Origin of the sequence: Flavobacterium sp. GCM10022190, from assembly GCF_042656445.1 — a bacterium.
Taxonomy (GTDB): domain Bacteria; phylum Bacteroidota; class Bacteroidia; order Flavobacteriales; family Flavobacteriaceae; genus Flavobacterium; species Flavobacterium nitratireducens.
This window is the reverse complement of record NZ_JBHSOQ010000002.1, coordinates 355477-377316: the sequence shown is the minus strand read 5'-3', so window position 1 is coordinate 377316 and position 21840 is coordinate 355477. Positions and strand designations below refer to the sequence as shown.

The 21840-nt window shown below is 33.3% G+C and carries 23 protein-coding genes; 10 read left to right on the top strand and 13 right to left on the bottom strand.

The window, feature by feature from the left end:
• The first annotated feature begins 32 nt into the window (after positions 1 to 32).
• Positions 33 to 1478 (top strand): rubredoxin, encoded by a 1446-nt coding sequence (locus tag ACFPTQ_RS08520; protein WP_379776338.1) that lies wholly within the window; start codon positions 33 to 35, stop codon positions 1476 to 1478.
• Between the two features lie 27 nt (positions 1479 to 1505).
• Entirely contained in the window at positions 1506 to 2057 is a 552-nt protein-coding gene (locus ACFPTQ_RS08515; protein ID WP_379776335.1) for an acyl-CoA thioesterase, read from the top strand.
• A 158-nt stretch (positions 2058 to 2215) separates the two neighbouring features.
• Here ACFPTQ_RS08515 and moaA read toward each other — a convergent pair whose 3' ends face one another.
• From moaA to rocD, 10 genes are all read right to left on the bottom strand, one after another.
• The gene (gene moaA, locus ACFPTQ_RS08510; protein WP_379776333.1) at positions 2216 to 3223 is read right to left on the bottom strand and encodes a GTP 3',8-cyclase MoaA; all 1008 of its coding nucleotides are present in this window, start codon (positions 3221 to 3223) and stop codon (positions 2216 to 2218) included.
• Positions 3210 to 4124, bottom strand: a complete 915-nt coding sequence (gene moaCB / locus ACFPTQ_RS08505) for a bifunctional molybdenum cofactor biosynthesis protein MoaC/MoaB (protein WP_379776330.1) — start codon at positions 4122 to 4124, stop codon at positions 3210 to 3212. Before moaCB ends, moaA begins: the two co-directional genes overlap by 14 nt.
• 2 nt (positions 4125 to 4126) lie before the next feature.
• Positions 4127 to 4558: a molybdenum cofactor biosynthesis protein MoaE gene (locus ACFPTQ_RS08500; protein ID WP_379776327.1), complete on the bottom strand. Its 432-nt coding sequence runs from the start codon at positions 4556 to 4558 to the stop codon at positions 4127 to 4129.
• Positions 4559 to 4627: 69 nt separating this feature from the next.
• Positions 4628 to 5695 carry a molybdopterin-synthase adenylyltransferase MoeB gene (gene moeB, locus ACFPTQ_RS08495; protein WP_379776324.1) on the bottom strand — a complete coding sequence of 356 codons (1068 nt, stop codon included), beginning with the start codon at positions 5693 to 5695 and terminating at the stop codon, positions 4628 to 4630.
• Between the two features lie 30 nt (positions 5696 to 5725).
• Positions 5726 to 5962 (bottom strand): MoaD/ThiS family protein, encoded by a 237-nt coding sequence (locus ACFPTQ_RS08490; RefSeq protein ID WP_379776321.1) that lies wholly within the window; start codon positions 5960 to 5962, stop codon positions 5726 to 5728.
• Positions 5962 to 6762, bottom strand: coding sequence for a uroporphyrinogen-III C-methyltransferase (gene cobA, locus ACFPTQ_RS08485; RefSeq protein ID WP_379776318.1), 801 nt, complete (start codon positions 6760 to 6762; stop codon positions 5962 to 5964). Before cobA ends, ACFPTQ_RS08490 begins: the two co-directional genes overlap by 1 nt.
• A complete protein-coding gene (locus ACFPTQ_RS08480; protein ID WP_379776315.1) occupies positions 6759 to 7340 on the bottom strand; it encodes a molybdenum cofactor guanylyltransferase in 582 nt (193 codons plus the stop codon). The genes cobA and ACFPTQ_RS08480 overlap by 4 nt, the downstream gene beginning before the upstream one ends.
• A 4-nt stretch (positions 7341 to 7344) precedes the next feature.
• Positions 7345 to 8517, bottom strand: a complete 1173-nt coding sequence (gene glp / locus ACFPTQ_RS08475; protein ID WP_379776312.1) for a gephyrin-like molybdotransferase Glp — start codon at positions 8515 to 8517, stop codon at positions 7345 to 7347.
• 224 nt (positions 8518 to 8741) lie between these two features.
• Positions 8742 to 9704, bottom strand: coding sequence for an arginase (locus ACFPTQ_RS08470; RefSeq protein WP_379776309.1), 963 nt, complete (start codon positions 9702 to 9704; stop codon positions 8742 to 8744).
• Between the two features lie 6 nt (positions 9705 to 9710).
• Entirely contained in the window at positions 9711 to 10961 is a 1251-nt protein-coding gene (rocD, locus tag ACFPTQ_RS08465; protein WP_379776307.1) for an ornithine--oxo-acid transaminase, read from the bottom strand.
• A 210-nt stretch (positions 10962 to 11171) separates the two neighbouring features.
• Between rocD and ACFPTQ_RS08460 the strand changes: the two genes are divergently transcribed.
• The 5 genes from ACFPTQ_RS08460 to ACFPTQ_RS08440 all read left to right on the top strand — a co-directional run bounded on the left by ACFPTQ_RS08460 (position 11172) and on the right by ACFPTQ_RS08440 (position 14957).
• Positions 11172 to 12188 carry a M28 family peptidase gene (locus tag ACFPTQ_RS08460; RefSeq protein WP_379776304.1) on the top strand — a complete coding sequence of 339 codons (1017 nt, stop codon included), beginning with the start codon at positions 11172 to 11174 and terminating at the stop codon, positions 12186 to 12188.
• Positions 12189 to 12191: 3 nt separating this feature from the next.
• On the top strand, positions 12192 to 12839 hold the full coding sequence (locus ACFPTQ_RS08455; RefSeq protein ID WP_379776302.1) for an HAD family hydrolase: 648 nt from the start codon (positions 12192 to 12194) through the stop codon (positions 12837 to 12839).
• A gap of 21 nt (positions 12840 to 12860) precedes the next feature.
• Positions 12861 to 13496 (top strand): HAD family hydrolase, encoded by a 636-nt coding sequence (locus tag ACFPTQ_RS08450; RefSeq protein ID WP_379776299.1) that lies wholly within the window; start codon positions 12861 to 12863, stop codon positions 13494 to 13496.
• A 15-nt stretch (positions 13497 to 13511) separates the two neighbouring features.
• On the top strand, positions 13512 to 14060 hold the full coding sequence (locus ACFPTQ_RS08445; protein WP_379776298.1) for a DUF1697 domain-containing protein: 549 nt from the start codon (positions 13512 to 13514) through the stop codon (positions 14058 to 14060).
• A 198-nt stretch (positions 14061 to 14258) separates the two neighbouring features.
• A complete protein-coding gene (locus tag ACFPTQ_RS08440; protein ID WP_379776295.1) occupies positions 14259 to 14957 on the top strand; it encodes a Crp/Fnr family transcriptional regulator in 699 nt (232 codons plus the stop codon).
• 5 nt (positions 14958 to 14962) lie between these two features.
• Here ACFPTQ_RS08440 and ACFPTQ_RS08435 read toward each other — a convergent pair whose 3' ends face one another.
• Both ACFPTQ_RS08435 and ACFPTQ_RS08430 read right to left on the bottom strand, forming a co-directional pair.
• The gene (locus ACFPTQ_RS08435; RefSeq protein ID WP_379776292.1) at positions 14963 to 16012 is read right to left on the bottom strand and encodes an AMP-binding protein; all 1050 of its coding nucleotides are present in this window, start codon (positions 16010 to 16012) and stop codon (positions 14963 to 14965) included.
• A 3-nt stretch (positions 16013 to 16015) separates the two neighbouring features.
• Complete coding sequence (locus ACFPTQ_RS08430; protein WP_379776289.1) at positions 16016 to 16939, bottom strand: CPBP family intramembrane glutamic endopeptidase; 924 nt, start codon at positions 16937 to 16939, stop codon at positions 16016 to 16018.
• 96 nt (positions 16940 to 17035) lie between these two features.
• Here ACFPTQ_RS08430 and arsC point away from each other — a divergent pair, with 96 nt between their 5' ends.
• Positions 17036 to 17380, top strand: coding sequence for an arsenate reductase (glutaredoxin) (arsC, locus tag ACFPTQ_RS08425; RefSeq protein ID WP_379776286.1), 345 nt, complete (start codon positions 17036 to 17038; stop codon positions 17378 to 17380).
• A gap of 170 nt (positions 17381 to 17550) precedes the next feature.
• On the top strand, positions 17551 to 19959 hold the full coding sequence (locus tag ACFPTQ_RS08420) for a TonB-dependent receptor domain-containing protein (RefSeq protein ID WP_379776283.1): 2409 nt from the start codon (positions 17551 to 17553) through the stop codon (positions 19957 to 19959).
• A gap of 132 nt (positions 19960 to 20091) precedes the next feature.
• Here ACFPTQ_RS08420 and ACFPTQ_RS08415 read toward each other — a convergent pair whose 3' ends face one another.
• Entirely contained in the window at positions 20092 to 20346 is a 255-nt protein-coding gene (locus tag ACFPTQ_RS08415; RefSeq protein ID WP_379777218.1) for a hypothetical protein, read from the bottom strand.
• A gap of 80 nt (positions 20347 to 20426) precedes the next feature.
• On the opposite strand from ACFPTQ_RS08415, the gene fumC reads away from it, so the two are divergent.
• Positions 20427 to 21812 carry a class II fumarate hydratase gene (gene fumC / locus ACFPTQ_RS08410; RefSeq protein ID WP_379776280.1) on the top strand — a complete coding sequence of 462 codons (1386 nt, stop codon included), beginning with the start codon at positions 20427 to 20429 and terminating at the stop codon, positions 21810 to 21812.
• Positions 21813 to 21840: the final 28 nt, after the last annotated feature.

Genomic DNA, 21840 nt, shown 5'->3' with positions numbered 1-21840 from the left:
CTACAAGCCACAAACTATAAACTTTTAAAAACATGGAATTAACACGATTAATAATAAAAGGGGGCGTTATTTCGCCAGGTGAGCTAAAAAATATAGTAAACTTATGTCTAGAACAAGGTTTGAAAAACATTTCTTTTGGCTCTAGGCAAGACATTATTTTTCCTAATGGTTTTAAGTATACAGAATCAGAAAATAATGCCAAACTTCACATTGTTTATCCCAATGAACAAAGTGGAAATAACATTGTATCTTCTTATGTATCAACAGATATTTTTAGAAATACCCCTTGGCTTACTGGTAATAAGTTCCTGTATGTTTTAGAACAATTTAAAGAACAACCTGTTTTAAAAGTAAATATTACCGACCCTAAACAACAATTAGTACCCTTGTTTACTGGGCATATTAATTTTATTGCTTCTGAGCACGAAGATTATTGGTACTTATATATTCGACTACCTAATTGGCAACGTATGGAAGTGTATCCAGTGCTAATTTACAGCTGGGATATTGCTAAAATATATTACGAAATAGAACGTTTGGTTAGTGAAGACTCCATGGGAATCGAAATGATATTCAACTTAGTGAGTGAGAATATTGATTCTAATAACCGTACGATTGATAAGCCATTAACTATTCCTTTTTATCCGTTCCCTTATTATGAAGGAATGAACCGTTTGGGTATAGACCAATACTGGCTAGGTTTATATTGGAGAAACAACCTGTATGATTTAGCATTTTTAAAGGAAATGTGCGACTTATGTTTTGATTGCAAAATTGGAAAAATATGTATCACACCATGGAAATCCTTCATCGTAAAAGGAATTCCAAAAGACCGAAAATTAGATTGGGAAAAATTCCTTGGCAAAAATGGAATTAATGTACGTCATTCGCTTTTAGAATTAAACTGGCATTTACCTGTAGCTACAGATTGGTCCTTAAATCTAAAGACTTTCTTAGTTAGGACCTTAGACCAATTTGATATTAGTACTTATGGACTTACCTTTGGTATTTCTGATTACAATCGTGATGGGCATTATTTTACTTCAATAGTAATTGAGAAAAATAAGTTACCTAAAGATTTAGAAACAATAAAAATACGAGACACCTATAATGTATTGTATGCCAAACATTTTGACCCAAATACTCGTGAATATATTGTTCACACCCAAGATATTGACAAGTTAGAATTACCAAGTATTTTAATCGAATTAAGTAAAAAATACTTTAATGAACTGGGTAATATCACTTCTGTAGAAAATAACACCGCTACTGCTGCAACAAAAAAAGAAAAACAAGAGCATGATATTTACCAATGTTCAGAATGTCTCACTATTTACAATCCAGAATTTGGTGATATCGAACAAGGAATAGACAAAGGAATTCTTTTTAAAGAGCTACCTGCTGACTATTGTTGTTCTTTATGTGAAGCACCAAAATCAGATTTCGTACTTTTGGCTACAGAAAAACAAGATATTTAAACTAAAATTATCCTAAAAATACCTTTTATGAGTATCGAATATAAAACTGTTGATTCTTCAAAAATTACGATTTCAGAATTAATGCTGCCATCGCACACTAATTTCAGTGGAAAAATTCACGGTGGTTATATTTTATCCTTGATGGACCAGATTGCCTTTGCTTGTGGTTCTAAATTTTCAGGAAATTACTGTGTAACGGCTTCGGTTGATACCGTAAACTTCCTAAAACCTGTTGAAGTAGGCGAATTACTAACAATGAAAGCTAGTGTAAATTATGTAGGAAACAGCTCTATGATTATTGGTATACGCGTAGAATCTGAAAACATTCAAACAGGTGTTATCAAACATTGTAATTCATCTTATTTTACTATGGTGGCCAAAGACAAAGAAGGAAACAATACGCCTGTTCCCGGATTAATTTTAACTACCTTAAAAGAAGTGAGTCGCTTTCAAAATGCGTTGAGACAAATCGCTTTGAAAAAAGAAAAAGAATACCAAAAAACTGTAGCAACATTTGGTTCTATTGAGACAATATTAAAATCAAATGAATACAAAGTAAGAGTAGATTTTGAAAATTAAGAGTTGCGATAAATACGACCGTTTTTTAAAACGGCCGAATCTATAAACAACTTCTAAAAACGCGAAAAGCACAGTGAAAACTGTGCTTTTTGTATTTATGAATTTTCAATTCTACAAACATAGGATGACAAACTGAACGCTGAAAATCTTTCGAGTGGTTACCCCCCAATCGCAATCATAGAGCGGTTATCCTGATTCAACGCAGGATTATCGACATCGGCGATGGTAGTCATTCCTGCTCTTATTTTTTTCTTGTTTTTAATGGCATTGGCAATTACCATTTCAATTGGAATTCCATTGCGATACGGAGTCAAAATATCGGTTTCAATATTGGAAAACAGGCAATTTTTGATTTTTCCATTTGCAGTAAGGCGAATTCTATTGCAACCATCACAAAACGGATTGGTAATTGAACTAATAATTCCGAAGCTTCCTAAAAAGTTTTTAATCTTAAATTCTCTGGCTGTAAAGTTTTGCTCGTCTTCTAATTTCACCAAATTAGCTTCTGAAAAATGAGTAGTAATTTGGTCCAGAATTTGCTTCTGTGATACCATCTTACTCCTATCCCATTCATTGCCTGCAAAAGGCATGAATTCGATAAAACGAATGGAAATCGGCAAAGACTCGGTTAGATTAATAAAATCAACGATTTCATTATCATTGAATCCTTTAATCAACACCACATTAAGTTTTACACTGAAATTATTATTCAAAAGCAAATGTAAATTATCAATTACCTTTTCAAACTGATTGCGAAGTGTAATCGTATTGAATTTGGTTGCTACCAAAGTATCCAGACTCAAATTGATTTTACGGATGTTAAATTGCTTTAAAACTTCCAGATGTTTGTCAATTAGAATTCCGTTGGTAGTAATCGATATTTCGGTATTTAATTGGGCTAGTTTTTCAATAATTTCAGGAAAATCTTTGCGCAAAAGCGGCTCCCCTCCTGTCAATCGTATTTTATTAACGCCATTATTTACGAATGTTTGGGCGATAGCAAATACCTCATCAGCAGTCATTAAATCCTGTTTAGGAGACAATGCTATTCCCTCGGCAGGCATGCAATAGGTACAACGCAAATTGCATTTTTCTATCAAAGAAATACGCAAATAGTTGTGTTTACGTCCATAATCATCCGTCAATAGGGTGTTATTTGGTATCATGATTACTCCCTTTTAGGATGTGAAAAACATGCAAAACATGAGGAAAAACAGCATCCATCGATTCTTTGGCACCATTAGCGGAGCCAGGCAAAGCCATCACCAAACTATCACCGATAGTTCCCACCACCGAACGCGACAACATCGCATAAGGCATACGGTCCTGACCATAGTTACGAATTGCTTCTTCAATCCCCGGAATTCTGTTTTCTAACAAAGGTTCTAAAGCTTCTGGCGTTACATCTCTTGGCGAAAGCCCTGTACCACCAGTAAAAATAACTAATTGGTTATCTTCTGCATATTTTTTAGTTCTGTCCTGAATAAAATCAACCTCATCAGGAATAATTTCGTAATGTGATGTTTCTACTCCGTAAGAATTTAATTTTTCTACAATAATTTTTCCAGAACGATCTTCTTTTTCTCCTGCAAAAATAGAATCCGAACACACAAAAACAGCCGCTTTTAACACATCCCGGAATCTGTTTTTATAAGAGGATTTTCCTCCTTTTTTCTCCACTAATTTAATAGTCGAAATTTCGATGTTTTTATCAATTGGTTTCAACATATCATACATTGTCAACGCTACAATAGAAGCACCGTGCATCGCCTCTACCTCAACTCCTGTTTTATAAACCGTTTTAACTGTAAAAAGAATATCAATCGTTAAATCCTTAATTTCATACCCCACAGCCGTGTATTCAATTGGCAGCGGATGACAATCTGGAATGGATAAATGCGTGTTTTTTACTGCAAACAAACCTGCAGTTTTAGCCATTTCAAGCACATTGCCTTTAGGAACTAAATTATTCTGAATAGCTTCTATGGTTTCTGGCAAACTTACTTTTACAGTTGCCATAGCAGTTGCCGAACGTAACGTACTTATTTTATGGGTAATATCAACCATTATTATTTATTTTGCTTCCAAATGAAGTCTTCGTTTTCAAATATTTCTTTACCAAAGATAGGCACTTCAGTCTTAATCCAATTGACAATAGTCTCAGTAGCTTCATAAACTTGTGTTCTATGCCCTGCTGACACAAAAACAAAAAGACAAACTTCTCCAGCTTTTACTACACCTAAACTGTGGTAAATATGCATACAAACCAAGTCAAATTGAGCAAAAGCTCTTTCTCTGATAACTGCCAGAGCTTCATTTGCCATTTCTTCATAAGCGGTATACTCAATCGCTTTTACTACATTTTCTTCATGCACATCGGCGCGAACTTGCCCTAAGAAAATATTATGCGCACCTATGGTATGTTTCCCTTGGTGATTGGCAATGGAATCGGCTATAAATTCTGGAGTTATGGCTCCTTCTATGAAAACTTTTTTACTCATTTTTTTAATTTTACCGCAAATTCGCAAATTATAAACTTTTATATTTTTTTGAATCTGTAGTTATTATTTTTAAATCGAAAGAATATTATTGGTTATAACTTCTTCTAATTTCAAAGCACCACCTGCCACACTTTGAACATTTAGAAATTGATTCTTCCTCAAAATTTCAACAGCTGTTTTACTTCTCATTCCTGACTGGCAATAGACCAATATTTTTTTATTTGAATCTAATGTTAAAAGACTACTTTCTAATTCTGAAAGCGGAATTTGAATACCATTTGGCAAACTCAGTTTAGGCAATTCTTCTTCATTTCGAACATCCAAAAAAATCACTTGACTATCATTAGTTTTTTCCAATGCTAATTGGGCAGAAATTTCTAAATCAGTAGTAGAAATCACTCTATATTTCTTTTCAAAATCTGATTTACTTAATGAATTCTCCGAAGTTCTTACTAAATCAAATTTTTGTTGGTCATTCGTTAGCATATTATAAATTAACAATTCACCCGAAAGTACCTTACCCATTTCTAAAATCATTTTCAAGACTTCATTAGCCTGAAACATACCTATGATTCCAACTGAAATTCCCATCACACCGGCATCTACGCAGTTTTTGCTATTCGTAGATTCGTCTGGAAATAAACAGCGATAGGTTGGTCCGTTTTGATAATTAAACACCGAAACCTGTCCTTGGAATTTGTAAATAGAACCATAAACAAAAGGTTTATGGGTAACCACACAGGCATCATTAATCAAATATTTGGTATGCAAATTATCCGTTGCATCGACCATAATATCATAATATTCGAATAATGAAATGGCATTTTTAGCATTTAAAGTATCGGTAATAGCATTGATTTGAATGGTAGGATTTAGAGATAAAGCCATTTCTTTAGCCTCTAATGCTTTTGATTTTCCTATCGCATTACTTTTATAAATTACCTGACGTTGTAAATTGGTTATTTCGATAGCATCGTCATCAATAATCCCGATTTCTCCAATTCCGGCAGCTGCCAAATACGGTAAAATTGCCGCACCTAAACCACCTGCACCAATGATTAATACTTTGGCTTGAGCTAATTTCTCTTGACCTTTTTCGCCAACTTCAGGAAGTATAATTTGTCGATTGTATCGCATAATTGCTACCAAATTAGAAATTGTCGTTTCTTAACCTCCTGCAAATGGAGGTAACAAAGCAACAACATCATTAGTCATTAACATGTAACTGTTTTTGTCTTGCACTAGTTTTTGATTGACAGCTATACTATAAGAAAGTGAAGCCAAATCGTATTTTTGTTCCAATTCATCTACTAATTCCTGTAAAGATAAATTAGAAATAGGAATATTTTCTCCTTGAACTTTAGTTTTCTCGGCTACAGCACCAAAATATTTAACACTTAGCATTATTCGGTTACATTTAGATTTTGAAAAATAAATTCGTCTTCGCTATAAGCTGCTTTAGTAAAAACAGACAATTCCGAAGCATGTTTCACCACTTCCCCAATTACAATAATGGCTGGTGATGACAATTGTTGTTCAGCCACCAACTTACTTATAGTACTCACGGTACCTATTGCTTTTTTTTGCGTTTCTTTTGTTCCATTTTGAATAATGGCAACTGGTAAATCATCGGTTCTATTGCTTTGATAAATGGCTACAATTTCGTCCAATTTATGCATTCCCATCAAAATGACCACCGTTGCAGATGATTGTGCTGCTAAAGTCACATCGGTAGATAATTTATGAGATGAAGTTGTTCCTGTAATTACCCAAAAACTTTCTGAAATACCTCGTTGCGTTAAACTAATCCCATTAGATGCTGGAACTCCTAATGAAGAAGAAATACCCGGAACAATTGCAGTTAATAAACCGTGTTGTTGAGCAAATTCAATTTCTTCACTTCCTCTACCAAAAACAAATGGATCTCCTCCTTTTAATCGTACCACATGACCATGTTTTTTTGCCATTACTACGATTAATTCATTAATTTGATCCTGAGTATAAGCATGACAACCAAAACGCTTACCCACAAAAACAATCTCTGTTCCTGCCGCAGCATATTGCAATAAATCCTCATTAACTAATGCATCGTACAGCACTACATCCGCATCAGCAATAGCTTTAATCGCTTTAATGGTAATTAATTCCACATCGCCAGGACCTGCTCCTACAATTGTCAACCTTGGTGTGTTTGCATTTTTCATAATTCTCCGATTAAATTGGTATTCAATTCTTGCAATTCGGTTAGCGAATTTACATTTCTAAATTGTTGACTTCTTTCGTCCTCAACTTTTATTATTTGATGATTCACTTTATCTAGCAAGTGCATCATTTTTAAATCATTTTCTTCAATGGCCTTTTTTAAAATTGGAATTATTTTTTTCGAATAAATTCCAATCAAAGGATGTATTTTGTTGCTATCTGCAAAAACAGAAACTTCAAAATTTGTTAGATGTTTTGCAATTAACGCTGTTAATAATTCCGTTGAAATCAAAGGAATATCACAACTCAAAATCAAATTCAATTCTGATTCCGAATGAACCAAAGCCGAATAAATTCCGCCAATAGGTCCTTTATCTAATTCAATATCTTTTATTTTTTGATACGGCAAATAATCATAATTTGCTGTATTGGTCACTAATTGTATTTCACTACTAATGGGCAAAGCCGCTTCAATTATATGCTCTATAAATGGTTTACCTTGGAAAAGCACTAATCCTTTTTCCGATTGCATTCGGCTACTTTTGCCTCCACAAAGAATAAATACCATTACTTTTTCCATGTTATCAACTAAAGGCTAACACTTTTACAGCTTCATTTGCTTGGATTGTCGATACATCTTCTGGAACAACAATTAATCCATTAGCTATCGAAAAAGTATTCAACATTGCCGAACTCTGTCCTTCTAATATTGTCACCTTTTCATCATCAAACAAGGCTTTCAAAAATAAAGTCTTCCCTGTTGTGTTGGTAAAAGATGTGTTTATTTTTCGTGTTATTTCTGCCAAATGCACATTTTCAAATCCCATTCTTTTTTTCAAAGCCGGCAAAGTATACACATAAAAACAAGTCAAGGATGAAGCTGGATTTCCAGGTAAGGCAAAAACTATTTTTTCATCTTTTCGACCAAAAAACAAAGGCTTTCCTGGTTTTTGATTGATTTTATAAAACAACTCAGTTACGCCATTCTTCAACAAAGCTTCTCGCACATAATCATAATCCCCCACCGAAATTCCACCAGAAATCAACAATACATCATAATTAGTCAAACAACTATCAATGATAATTCTTGTTTTTTTCAAACTATCTTTCACTTTAAAAATAGTCGTTTTTTTGATTCCAATTGTTTTCAAAGCTGCTTCAAGCATCACTGAATTACTCTCGTAAATTTTTCCTTTGGGTAATTTTTTTCCAGCAGTAACCAATTCGTTACCAGTAACTAAAATAGCTACTTTAGGCTTTTCATATACTTTGATTTTGGTAATTCCTAAACAAGTCAAATAACCTATTGCCGCTGGAGTTATAACCGTATTGGCTTCAAAAACTAATTCCCCCTTTTTAACTTGCTCCCCTTTCTCTCTCACATTCGCCTTAGCCAATGGCATTTTATCGATTTGAAGCCGATCATCTGTTAGCTTCGTATGCTCTTGCATCACAACAGTATCCATCTCATCAGGAACAAAAGCACCTGTAAAAATGCGAACAGCTTCATTCTTTTCAATAGGTTCCTCAGAAAAATCACCCGCTTGAGACGTTTTCACCACTTTAAACTTTGATGATTCACCATGAATAAATGCATATCCATCCATCGCCGACTGACGAAAAGGCGGCATATTGATTGGTGAATAAACAGCTTCTGCCAATACAAATCCCAATGATTTACTCACTTTGATTTTAGTAATTGACATTTTACTACTGTTCTCAGCAATTATTTTTAAAGCTTCGGCTACTTGAATCATAAAAACTTATTTTTAAAAATAAGTATAAATACTTATACAAATATAAGTAATTATGTTTTATATTGTGATAAATGAAACATTTTTAAGAACGAAATGCTATAAATAGAATTAAAATTCTAAAAATTGCGAAAAAACAAATAATAATTTGTTTTTTGTTGCAAATCACCAAAAACGAATCTTTAAAACAACGTAAATTAAATCCCTTATTTATACAAAAACACTAATTATTCATTAGGTAAGATTAAGGAAGACGTAATTTTATCTAAAATTTCAAAAGCAGCTTCAGCCATTTTATTCCCTTTCGTATCTAAAAGTGGATTAATTTCGCAGAATTCTACGCAAATTACTTTTCGAGAAGCAATAATTTGATTAATTATAGCAATTACTTCATAGTGATCAAAACCTTTTGAAACCGGTGTTCCTGTTCCATTTGATACCAAATCACAATCTAGAGAATCAACATCAAATGAAACATATATCATATCACAATGTTCTAATTGCGACAATGCTCTTTCTACACAATTAGCTAAACCTTTATAACGAACCTCCTCAACACGGAAATTTTTAATACCTAATTGTGCAATTTGGAAGTCTTCAGCCTCCTCAGTATCCCGTACTCCAAAATAAATTAAATGTTCAGCCTCTAATTTAGGACCAGGAATTCCAATATTTTTCATTTCCTCCCAATGAAGTTGCGTTTCCGGAATTACTTCATTGATTTGACATTTTAAATTATCAAAACCTAAAGCAGCTCCAAGAGGCATTCCATGAATATTTCCTGAAGGAGAAGTATAAGGCGAATGCAAATCAGCATGAGCATCAATCCAAACAACTCCTAATGTTTTATGAGGATACATAGCTTTAATTCCGCTAATAGTTCCCAAAGCTGAAGAATGATCTCCTGATAAAACAATAGGTAAAAAATGTGCTTCTAAAGTACGCTTAATTGCATAGGAAACACGAGTACATTGTTCTAAAACAAACTCAATACGTTTCGCAAATGTATTTCGATTCTTATCGTAAATGGTTTCGTTGTGCGTCTTAACATCTTCGAAGGTAAATTGATTAAAATAGTCGCTTCCTTGATTAATAGCGGCAATTTCCAATGCATCAACTCCAATATCTGAACCACGCGTGCCTCCACCAATATCGGAGCGATTCTTGATTAATTTAACTACACGATTCATAAAGTTTTATTTAAAATCGTTTAATGCTTTTTCGATAATTGACAAACAGTCTTGTATTTGATTTTCTGTAATCACTAACGGTGGCGCTAAACGAATTTTGTTGCCATGTGTAGGTTTAGCCAGCAAACCATAATCTCTGAATTTCAAACAGATATTCCATGCTAAATCTGATTCTTCATCACAATCAATTACGATTGCATTCAATAAACCTTTTCCTCTCACTAGCTTAATCAATGAATTCTTAGCTGCAATTTCATTTAGTCCTTTTCTCAAAATCACACCCAATCGTTCAGCATTTTCGGCTAACTTCTCCTCTTTGATAACTTCTAATGCAGCAATTGCTACCGCAGCAGCGACAGGATTACCCCCAAAAGTAGAACCGTGTTGCCCTGGCTTGATTACATTCATTATTGGATTATTTGCCAAAACAGCCGAAACAGGATATACACCTCCTGAAATGGCTTTTCCTAAAATTAAGATATCGGGTTGTACGTTTTCATGTTGTACTGCCAATAATTTTCCAGTGCGAGCAATACCTGTTTGAACTTCATCGGCAATAAATAACACATTGTGTTTTTCGCATAATGCTTTGGCTTTCGCCAAATATCCTTCGCTAGGAACATAAACTCCTGCTTCACCTTGAATAGGTTCTACTAAAAAGCCAGCAATATTTTTTGAAGATTCCAATGCTTTTTCCAATGCATCCAGATTATCATATTCTATTTTTATAAATCCTTCCGTAAAAGGCCCAAAACTTTTGCGAGCCGTTTCGTCGTTCGAAAAAGAAATAATAGTTGTAGTTCTTCCATGGAAATTGTTTTCACAAACAATGATTTGTGCTTGATTCTCAGCAATTCCTTTTACTTCATAGGCCCATTTTCTACATAACTTCACAGCAGTTTCCACAGCTTCTGCTCCTGTATTCATTGGTAAAACCTTATCAAAACCAAAATATTGCGTTACAAATTCTTCGTAAACACCTAATTTATCATTATAAAATGCACGAGAAGTTAAGGTTAATTTTTGGGCTTGCTCAAGCATTGCTCCCACAATTTTAGGATGACAATGTCCTTGATTAACCGCTGAGTAAGCCGATAAAAAATCGTAATATTTTTTTTCATCTACATCCCACACAAATACACCTTCTCCTTTTTCCAAAACTACTGGTAAAGGATGGTAATTATGAGCTCCATAATTATTTTCTTTATTAATTAATTCTTCCGATTTTGGAGAGTGAATTTCCTGTATTTGTGCCATGATTTCTATTTAATTTCTAAGTTACAAAAATACGTATATTTTATTGCCTATCAAAACCTTAATATTAGCCTTAAAGACAAGAAAATGAAGCGATTTATTCTCTCTTTTTTACATAAAAAACAGCTTCATCAGCATAGAATCACTAGGTTTTATCAAATTAATTTTCAGATATTTGTAAAAAATACAATCACAACCATCAGATATCAATTTATGAGAAAATTTCTTTTTCTACTTGCTTTTAGTGCGTTGGCTTCTTGTCAAGGTACGAAAGAAGTCTCGTCAAAAAAAACAATTAGCCCAATTAAATATTCTAATTCTATTACAGTTGAAGAATTAAAAAAACACCTTTACATCGTTGCCAGTGATTCTATGGAAGGTAGAGAAACAGGTTCTGTAGGGCAAAAAAAAGCGGGAAACTATTTAATTAATCAATATAAAAAAGACAAAATACCGTTTCCAAAAGGAGCTCAAAATTATTATCAAACGGTTCCTGCTGCTTTTTTAAATGCCAGAAGAAATGAGAATCTTCCTGATTCAGAGAATATTTGGGCTTTCATCGAGGGGACTGAAAAACCAGATGAAATCGTTGTGGTATCTGCCCATTACGACCATGTGGGTACTAAAAACAATTCTATTTATAATGGTGCTGATGATGATGGTTCAGGAACAGTAGCTCTTCTTGAAATTGCCCAAGCTTTTCAACTTGCAAAAGCACATGGACAGGGACCTAAACGCTCTATTTTAATATTACATGTTACAGGTGAAGAACACGGCTTACATGGTTCTCGCTATTATACTGAAAATCCATTATTCCCAATCAAAAACACTGTTGCTGATATCAATATCGATATGATTGGGCGTCGTGATGTAGCTCATAAAGATACTAACAACTATATTTATTTAATTGGTGCCGACAGACTTTCAAGTGATTTAGATAAAATTTGTAAGGAAGTAAACGAAAATTACACCCATTTAGACATTGATTATAAATACAATGCAGCAAACGATCCAAACAATTACTATCGTCGCTCGGATCATTATAATTTTGCTGCCTTAGGCATCCCTTCTGTTTTCCTTTTTAACGGAACGCATGCCGATTATCACAAACCTACAGACACTGCCGACAAAATTGAGTATGACGCTTTAGCAAAAAGAGCGCAACTAGCATTTAACATCGCATGGGAAGTTGCAAATAGAAACGAAAGAATTCTGGTAGATAAAAAATAATAAATGAAATACAAAGCCGTACTATTTGACCTAGACGGGACCCTAGTCAACTCATTAAAAGACATAGCAGATTCTATTAACTTTGTTCTTCAAGAAAGTAATTTACCCACACATAGCTATGAAGTTATTAATAATTTCATTGGCAGCGGACTGCATGTTTTAGTTACAAAAGCCCTTCCAAATACTCATCAAGATAGCAAAACAATCACAAAAACTTTCGGGGCGATGATAACCATTTACGGGAAAAATTGCACTAACAAAACCATTGCTTATTGTGGAGTCATGGAATTATTAGACTCACTAAAAGCAAAAAATATCAAACTTGCCATTTTATCGAATAAGGCAGATGAATTAACTAAGAAAATTGGGAACACCTTATTCCCAAACTATTTCGAAATTGTTATGGGGTTGAAAAGTGAATCAACTAAAAAACCCAATCCGATTGCGGCTCTTGAAATCAGTACTGCACTAGATTGTAAACCAGAAGAAATACTGTATGTTGGCGATTCTGGAATAGATATGCAAACTGCTAAAAACGCCCGAATGTTTGCTGTGGGGGTTCTTTGGGGTTATCGACCAAAAGAGGAATTAGTAACAGAAGGAGCACAAGCCCTAATTGAACATCCGTTAGAATTACTGAAACTTTTATAAATAGCCTGTAATACAAAGAACATGAAATACAAATGCATCATTTTTGATTGTGACGGTGTATTGGTAGATAGCGAAGCTATTTCCATAGGTACATTAGTTGAAATGGCAAAATCTCATGGAGCTAGTATTGAACTAGATTATGCACATCAATTATTCTTAGGAAAATCACTTGAATTTTGTTTTAACTATATTGCTGATTTGGCTCAAAAAAAATTACCTGAAAATTTTGAGGAAGAATTTCGAAAACGAACTTTTGAGGCTTTTCAAAAAGAATTACAACCTATTAAAGGAATTCATGATTTGTTAGCCAAAATAAACGTACCAATTGCTGTTGCATCAAATGGTCCTGCTGATAAAATAAGACTAAACTTAACAACCACCCAACTGATTGATAAATTTGAGGGTAATATATTTAGTGCTTACGACATCAATAGCTGGAAACCCAATCCCGAATTGTATTTACATGCCGCAAAAATCATGGGATTTGACGTCAAAGACTGTGTCATTATCGAAGACAGTCCTGCAGGAGTCCAGGCTGCTTTGAGTGGTGGATTTGATGTTTTTGGTTTTACTAATCATGCTAATTTTGATGCTTTACAGCAAATGAATATTCCGCTTTTTGACGATATGACACAACTTGACTTACTTTTACACTAACTTATTTCAATAAAAATGACAACACATTTGGCTTTACTTCGCGGCATCAACGTGTCTGGACACAACATGATGAAAATGGATGCATTACAAAAAATGCTTGAAAACATGGGCTTTATTAATGTTAAAACCCATATTCAAACGGGTAATGTTTTTGTAACTAGCGAAGAAGAAAGTCCAGCTGCAGTGGGATTTAAAATCAAACAAGAAATTTTTAAAACCTTTGGACATGATGTCCCTGTAGTTGTTATTAACAAAGAAGATTTAATTGCTTGTCAAGAAAACAATCCCTTTTTGAAAGAAAACAATGTAGATACTAAAAAACTCTACGTAGCATTTGTTTCAATGGAATTGCACAAAGACAGAATTCACGATCTTAAAATGAGTCAAGTAAAACCAGATGAAGTTCACATAGACAGCAATAAAATATTTATAAAATATGCTGTTTCGGCTGGAAAGACAAGATTAGACCAAAAATATATTGAAAAAAAACTCAATCTTACGGCTACAATACGTAACTGGAATACGGTAACACATTTACTAAAAATGTACAATGAAGAAGCATAACCAACTCATCAACTGAGAATTTGATATATTTTATTTCTAAAAAATACAATTATCCTAAAAAGAACAACTCCATTTCTTAAATTCATAAAAACACTTAAAACTACGTAATTTAAACTATAGAAATTAAGTAATAATACTTATTTTATTTATTTTTGTTTTATTGATAACTGAGTTCAACTCATCTAAAATATAAAACAAATGAGAGGAATTACTACTGAATGTACAAACTGCATCAACACTAATTGTTTTATTAAAAAGCATATACATCTAGAAAAAATGCAAGATTTTGTTTTAGAAAAAACAAATTATACTTGCAAAAAAGGGCAACAATTCATGATTGAAGGCGCTCCTATGCAAGGTTTGTATTTTATCCATAAAGGAAAAGTAAAGGTTTTAAAAACAGGAATTTACGGCAAAGAACAAATTGTTCGCCTCACTACTGATGGAGATACTTTAGGCTTTAGAGGGTTTGGTACCACTAATCGTTATTTAATTGCGGCTTCGGCAATTGAAGATACTGTTTTATGTAATTTTAGTAACGATGTAATGCACGCCATTCTAAAATCAATTCCTGAATTTACTTATGATATGATGTTATTCTATGCCGAAGAACTGAACAAAAGTGAAAACAGAGTGAAAAAAATTGCTCAAATGAATGTTCGTGAAAGAGTAATCGACATCCTTTTGTATTTACATAAAAAATTCGGACACACTAACAACTTACTTAATATCAACCTATCAAGAAAAGAAATTGCTGATTTTGCTGGTACAACCGATGAACAAGTAACTCGTATACTTTCAAGTCTAAAAAAAGAAGGTGTAATTAAAATCGTTAATAAAAAAATTGGAATCTTACAGCTCAACAAATTAAATGCTGAAATCGCCGAACACAAATAAAACAATTAAACTAACGATTTTAAAATCGCTTTACGCTTAATTTTTCCGCTTTCAGTAGTTTCAAATTCAGGGACGAAAAACAAAGCTTTTGGCTTTTCATATTTTTCTAACAAATGAAATATTGTATCGTCAAAATCTTGTTTGTCACTTTCTATAACTAAAACTAATTTTTCGCCTAAAACAGCGTCTGGAATACCTCCAACAAAAAAACGAGAAGAAATACTATTGCCCAATTTTTCCTCAATTTTTTCAGGAATCAATTTGACACCGCCACTATTTACCACATTATCAATACGGCCTAAAAGAATAAATTGGTTTTCATTTATAATCTGGACTAAATCGTTAGTAAACAATCGCTCTTCGCTCACCAACGGTGCATCTATAACCAAACATTCATTGTCATCTTGCGAAATACGCACATTGGGTAATATCGAAAATGCTGTTTCTCCAACCCGCTTTGCTGCGATATGTGTTATGGTTTCGGTCATACCATAGGTTTCATAAACCTTAGTGTTTAAACCTACTAATTTTTGCTCTAAACTACTATCCATTTTAGCGCCACCCACAATAAGTTGGTTAACCTTGTGCAAATCATGTAAAGAATTTTGAACTTGCATAGGCACCATCGCAACAAAATCATATTTTTTATTCAATGAAGCCAATGGAGTCGAACTAGGTGGAACAATATCAATTTCTAAACCTAAAATAAAACTTCTCACCAACATCATTTTGCCTGCAATGAACTGAACAGGTAAACAACATAAAGCAGTATCACCTGGTTTTAAACCAAAAAAATCACCCGTAGCTAAGGCTGAATTCACAAGAGCTTGTTTACTTTTTCGAATACGTTTTGGGGAACCTGTGGTACCCGATGTTTGCAAATCGATATACCAATTATCATCAAACCAATCCAATAAAAATTCCCCCAGCGCTTTTTCATGCTCATCGCCTTCCTTAATAAAGTAATAAGCCGTCACTCTTAATTCCTCACCATTTAAGTGAACTCCGTTGAATTTAAAATAATTATGAATGTTTTTATAGGTAACCTTTTTCATAAACTAGAAATTAGTATCGATTGAACCAAATAACTTTTGTTTCCAATTACTCCATTTGTATTTTCTACTAAATATAAGTAAAAGTAAAGGGTAAATCAAGACTACTGGTAGAATAATATCTAAGCCTGAACGAGGTTCTGACATGTCTTTAAATATAGAATAGGTTTGAAAAGCGGACCAATCTGAGGTTACCAACAAAGCTCCTATTAAATTGTTAGCGGCATGAAAACCTAATGCCAACTCCATTCCGTCGTCCATCAAAGTGATGATTCCTAAAAACAATCCTGTACCAATATAATAGACAAATATTAGATTTCCAATCTTATCAACTTCTGGATTTAAATAATGCATAGCTCCAAATATTAGCGAAGTCATCACTAATGGAAACCATTTATTTTTAGCCAAATTACCAAATCCCTGCATCAAATATCCTCTAAAAATATATTCTTCTGAACTGGTCTGGAAAGGGATTAAAACAACAGCAATAAGCACTAAAACAGCAAAAGGAAGCGGCTTAAAATCAACAACATACAATTCTGGATTTAGAAAATAATACACTAATGTAGAAACAATTGATATGGAGGCCCAAATTCCGAAAGAAAACCCAATTCTCCCCCAGTCAACTTTGTCTCGGGAAGTTGTAACCGAAAGCATCGTTTGTTTATGGAAAAATTTTACAACAAAAACAATCGCAGCAAATGCGAAAACAAAAGAGAGTAATAATAAGAAAAGAGTCAAATTTGATTCTAAAAAATGCATCACTGCTTCTTGTGTCATTGGATAACTTTCGCCTGTTGTCATCGTTTTGGTCATAATAGCAATTATAAGTGGAAGCTGACCTATAAAAGACATTCCAATAATTATTGCTGAACCCAATAGATACTTCCAAAATGGATTGTCTTTTCGAATACTTTGCTCTATAAACATTTTTTTAACGATTTAAATAGTACTATTAAACTTTCGTAAGTTATTTTTGCTACTTCGAAATTACCCTTTTTATTTCACATTATAAAACCAGAATTCATGATTCAAGTATATCATAATCCACGTTGTGGAAAATCAAGAAATTGTTTGGCTTTTTTAGAAAATGCAAATCAAGAATATACAATTATTAAATATCTAGAAGAAACTCCTAGTATTGATGAACTTACATCAGTGTTATCAAAGCTAAAATTGAAACCAATAGATCTTATTCGTCAAAAAGAAAAAATCTGGATTGAAAATTACAAAAATCAAGAAATGACTGACGAAGCTATTATTCAAGCAATGGTAAATTATCCTATTTTAATCGAAAGACCTATCATCATCAAAGGAAACGAAGCCATTATTGCTCGCGATATGGATAAAATTGAAGCTTTCTTTAGTTAAACAAATAACTTTTTAACAGCAATTTAACATCCTTGGTTTTAAACCTAATCGGTTTTTTTTATTCAAAGGAAAAACATAAAACAACAAAAATGCAACGACCTTTTAAATTATTTTTAAGCCTTAGTTTATTTTTTATTTGCCTTACTAATTACGCAAAAACAATAGACCCTGTGAATGATCCAGCAAAGGAAAAAGTAAAAATCACAGGAACAGTAATCGAAAAAACATCTAAACAACCGCTGGAATACGCAACAATCACTATTACTGATTCAAAAAATCCAAAAGTGATTTCGGGAGGAATAACGAACGCTAAAGGAGGATTTGCAATTGAAGTTGCACCAGGAACCTACAACATCAAAATTGAATTTATTTCTTTTAAAGCGGTTGAATTCAACAATCGTACTTTTGAAAAAAATAGCGATTTAGGAACAATCGTACTTTCTGAAGACGCCGCTGTTTTGAATGAAGTAGTTGTACGTGCCGAAAAATCTACAGTTGAAATAAAATTAGACAAAAAAGTGTACAACGTAGGTCAAGATATGATTGTAAAAGGTGGAACAGTGAGCAATGTGCTTGAAAATGTTCCTTCGGTAACAGTTGACGTAGAAGGAAATGTAAGTTTACGTGGTAATGAAAATGTACGTATTTTTATTGACGGACGTCCTTCTAACTCATTAAATATGGCCGAAGCACTACGTCAAATTCCTGCAGATGCTATCGATAAAGTTGAAGTAATCACAAATCCATCCGCTAGATACGATGCCGAAGGTGGTGCTGGTATTTTAAATATTGTTTTGAAAAAAGGAAAAAATTTAGGTTTTAATGGAAGTTTTATCGCTTCAACAGGTATTCCAGAAACCTATGGTTTAAGTGGTGATTTGAATTTTAAAACTAAAAAATTAAACTTCTTCACTTCTACAGGATACAACTATAGAACTAGTGAAGGTGCAGGTTTAACCTATTCGCAATTATTAGATAGTAATAAAAACACCATTGGTTATACTAATGAAGATAAAAATACTGAACGAATCAGAAAAGGAATTTCCAGTAAAACAGGTATAGAATGGACCGTAGCTCCTAATACTTTTTGGACAAATTCTATAAGTTACAGAGATGATCGAGGTAGTAATAATGATTTAGTTAACTATAATTCTTTTGATGGAAGTTATAATTTCATCTCTAAACGTTACCGTTTAAGCGAAGGAGATGATAATGGAAACGACACCGAATTTGCTTCTAACTTCTTAAAAAACTTCAATGATAATGGGCACAAATTAACCGTTGATTTTTCATACGCTACAAATAATGATAACGAAAACGCTCTAATTACTGATGAAACCTTAAACAGTAACACCCCTGCAACGTATGACACTACCTTTAACAAACAAAAACAAAACATGATTCAAGTTCAAACAGATTATGTTTTACCTTTTGAAAATGGTAGTCAATTTGAAATGGGATATAAAGGAAATTTTAATAACCTAGACAACATATATAGTGTTACCACTGATGATCAAGGAAATCCAATAAATAGTTTCCTATCGAATACTTTAGAATACAATGAGCGTATCAATGCTTTGTACACACAATATGGATTTAAATTAAAAAAAATCTCTTATCTATTTGGCTTACGTTGGGAAGATACTAAAATTGATGTAAACCTGTTAGATACCCAAAATTTCAATACCAAAAAGTACAATAACTTTTTCCCAAGCGCATTCATCAACTATGAAATTTCAGATGAAAGCAGTGTTTCTTTAAGTTACAGTAAACGATTATCAAGACCTAGAGGACGTTTCTTAAATCCAGCCACCAACTATTCGAGTAATATTAACCTGTTTAGAGGTAATCCTGATTTAGATCCTTCATTTACAGATAAATTTGATTTAGGATATTTAAAAAAATGGGAAAAAGTAACATTTAGTACTTCGATGTTTTTTGAAAACACAAAAGATGTTTTCTCTTTTGTAAGAACAGAAACAGGAGATTATGTGGGTAATAATCCTGTAGTTTTAAGTAGTCCTATCAACCTTGCTAAGGAACAACAATTTGGATTTGAATTTACACTAAATTACAATCCTACCAAAACGTGGAAACTAAATAGTAGTTTCAATTTATCAAATTCTAAAACTACTGGAAGTTATACTTATACCAATGTTAACAAAGAAGTAAAAACACAAGAACTTAATAATGAGGCTTTCTCTTGGTTCTCAAGAGTAAGTTCTAGATTAACATTACCATATAAAATTGATTGGCAAATTAATGGAATGTATTTTGGACCAAGAAAAACAGCTCAAGGTAAGAGTTTAGGAAACTACGTTATCAATACGGCATTTAGTAAAGATGTTTTGAAAGATAAAGGAACAATTGCTTTTAATGTGAGTGATCTTTTCAATTCTAGAAAAATGAAAAATGATGTAAACTTACCAAGTGTTATTTCTTATAGTGAATACCAATGGAGAAGAAGACAATTCAATTTATCTTTTACTTACCGTTTGAACATGAAAAAAACGGATAAACCTAAGCAACAAAGAAATAACAATGACGGCGGTGGTGACGGTGGTGAATTCCCAGGATAATATATAAGAATACCAAAATAAAAAAATCCAAATTCCAATATTTACATTTGGAATTTGGATTTTTTATTGGAATTTAATTTTTGAACATAAAAAAAGGATTCGTAAAACGAATCCTTTTTTATTAAACCTCCATTATAGAGATTCTTGATTTTTTGCTTTCTTTTCTTTAAATCTTTCCCAAGCAGCACCACCTACCCAATAAGATACGAAGCTCACTAGGAAAAACATTAACCAAAATCCCATAGTAAGGATGGTTAAGAAAAGTAAAAAGCCTAAATACTGTGAAAATTCAAACATGTTTTCCGGAATTTTGAATGTAGCCACAAATGTAGCAGTTAATTTTTTTCTTAGCAATAAAATCAACTGCCAATTTTCATAAAAATACATTTATGCGTACATTTAAACAGCTTTTTGTTAATTAAAAAAGTCAATCAAGCTAGAATCACCTAAAATACAAATTCATAATCATGCAATACCGAATAGAAAAAGACACGATGGGCGAAGTTAAAGTTCCTTACGACAAATATTGGGGAGCGCAAACCGAACGTTCCCGAAATAATTTCAAAATAGGTCCTTCGGCTTCAATGCCTACAGCAATTATTGTTGGTTTTGCCTATTTAAAAAAAGCAGCTGCTTTCGCTAATTGTGATTTAGGTGTTTTAAGTATTGATAAAAGAGATGCTATCGCGAGCGTTTGTGATGAAATTTTAGAAGGAAAGTTAGAAGATCAATTTCCTTTAGTGATTTGGCAAACAGGCTCTGGAACACAAAGCAACATGAATGTTAATGAAGTTATTGCTAACAGAGCACAAATTTTAAAAGGACTGAAAATTGGCGAAGATGAAGCTTACATAAAAGCCAATGATGATGTGAACAAATCACAATCTTCTAATGACACCTTCCCTACTGCAATGCACATTGCCGCTTATAAAACATTGATTGAAAACACAATCCCCAATATTGAAAAACTAAGAGACAGCTTAGACAAAAAAGCAAAAGCTTTTAAAGATATTGTAAAAATTGGTCGCACTCACCTAATGGACGCTACTCCACTCACCTTAGGACAAGAACTTTCAGGCTATGTGGCACAATTAAATCACGGATTGAAAGCATTAAATAATACTTTATCCCATTTAGCCGAATTGGCTTTAGGAGGAACCGCCGTAGGAACTGGACTAAACACACCAAAAGGCTATGACACAAAAGTAGCTGAATATATTTCCTTATTTACAGGGCTTCCATTTGTAACTGCTCCCAATAAATTTGAAGCCTTAGCCGCTCATGATGCGATAGTAGAATCACACGGTGCTTTGAAACAATTAGCTGTTTCTTTGAACAAAATTGCCAATGATATCAGAATGCTAGCATCAGGACCACGATCGGGAATTGGTGAAATTCTAATTCCTGAAAACGAACCCGGTTCATCCATCATGCCAGGAAAAGTCAATCCTACTCAATGCGAAGCATTAACTATGGTTTGTACCCAAATTATGGGAAATGATGTGGCAATTACAATTGGTGGTATGCAAGGACATTACGAACTGAATGTTTTTAAACCTATGATAGCAGCCAACTTTCTACAATCTGCAAACTTGTTAGGAGATGCCTGTGCCTCATTCGATGAACATTGTGCTCAAGGAATCGAACCGAATTACAAACGCATCAAAGAATTATTAGACAATTCGTTAATGTTGGTTACAGCATTGAATACTAAAATTGGTTATTACAAAGCTGCCGAAATTGCCCAAACCGCTCACAAAAACGGCACTACTCTCAGGGAAGAAGCTATCCGTTTGGGTTATGTAACTGCTGAGGATTTTGATAATTGGGTAAAACCTGAGGATATGGTATAAAGTTAGAAGTTAGAAGTTCGGAGTTGGA

Coding starts and splice junctions, on each gene's coding strand:
- ACFPTQ_RS08520 (WP_379776338.1), top strand. CDS start 33: ATGGAATTAACACGATTAATAATAAAAGGGGGCGTTATTTCGCCAGGT.
- ACFPTQ_RS08515 (WP_379776335.1), top strand. CDS start 1,506: ATGAGTATCGAATATAAAACTGTTGATTCTTCAAAAATTACGATTTCA.
- moaA (WP_379776333.1), bottom strand. CDS start 3,223: ATGATACCAAATAACACCCTATTGACGGATGATTATGGACGTAAACAC.
- moaCB (WP_379776330.1), bottom strand. CDS start 4,124: ATGGTTGATATTACCCATAAAATAAGTACGTTACGTTCGGCAACTGCT.
- ACFPTQ_RS08500 (WP_379776327.1), bottom strand. CDS start 4,558: ATGAGTAAAAAAGTTTTCATAGAAGGAGCCATAACTCCAGAATTTATA.
- moeB (WP_379776324.1), bottom strand. CDS start 5,695: ATGCGATACAATCGACAAATTATACTTCCTGAAGTTGGCGAAAAAGGT.
- ACFPTQ_RS08490 (WP_379776321.1), bottom strand. CDS start 5,962: ATGCTAAGTGTTAAATATTTTGGTGCTGTAGCCGAGAAAACTAAAGTT.
- cobA (WP_379776318.1), bottom strand. CDS start 6,762: ATGAAAAATGCAAACACACCAAGGTTGACAATTGTAGGAGCAGGTCCT.
- ACFPTQ_RS08480 (WP_379776315.1), bottom strand. CDS start 7,340: ATGGAAAAAGTAATGGTATTTATTCTTTGTGGAGGCAAAAGTAGCCGA.
- glp (WP_379776312.1), bottom strand. CDS start 8,517: ATGATTCAAGTAGCCGAAGCTTTAAAAATAATTGCTGAGAACAGTAGT.
- ACFPTQ_RS08470 (WP_379776309.1), bottom strand. CDS start 9,704: ATGAATCGTGTAGTTAAATTAATCAAGAATCGCTCCGATATTGGTGGA.
- rocD (WP_379776307.1), bottom strand. CDS start 10,961: ATGGCACAAATACAGGAAATTCACTCTCCAAAATCGGAAGAATTAATT.
- ACFPTQ_RS08460 (WP_379776304.1), top strand. CDS start 11,172: ATGAGAAAATTTCTTTTTCTACTTGCTTTTAGTGCGTTGGCTTCTTGT.
- ACFPTQ_RS08455 (WP_379776302.1), top strand. CDS start 12,192: ATGAAATACAAAGCCGTACTATTTGACCTAGACGGGACCCTAGTCAAC.
- ACFPTQ_RS08450 (WP_379776299.1), top strand. CDS start 12,861: ATGAAATACAAATGCATCATTTTTGATTGTGACGGTGTATTGGTAGAT.
- ACFPTQ_RS08445 (WP_379776298.1), top strand. CDS start 13,512: ATGACAACACATTTGGCTTTACTTCGCGGCATCAACGTGTCTGGACAC.
- ACFPTQ_RS08440 (WP_379776295.1), top strand. CDS start 14,259: ATGAGAGGAATTACTACTGAATGTACAAACTGCATCAACACTAATTGT.
- ACFPTQ_RS08435 (WP_379776292.1), bottom strand. CDS start 16,012: ATGAAAAAGGTTACCTATAAAAACATTCATAATTATTTTAAATTCAAC.
- ACFPTQ_RS08430 (WP_379776289.1), bottom strand. CDS start 16,939: ATGTTTATAGAGCAAAGTATTCGAAAAGACAATCCATTTTGGAAGTAT.
- arsC (WP_379776286.1), top strand. CDS start 17,036: ATGATTCAAGTATATCATAATCCACGTTGTGGAAAATCAAGAAATTGT.
- ACFPTQ_RS08415 (WP_379777218.1), bottom strand. CDS start 20,346: ATGTATTTTTATGAAAATTGGCAGTTGATTTTATTGCTAAGAAAAAAA.
- fumC (WP_379776280.1), top strand. CDS start 20,427: ATGCAATACCGAATAGAAAAAGACACGATGGGCGAAGTTAAAGTTCCT.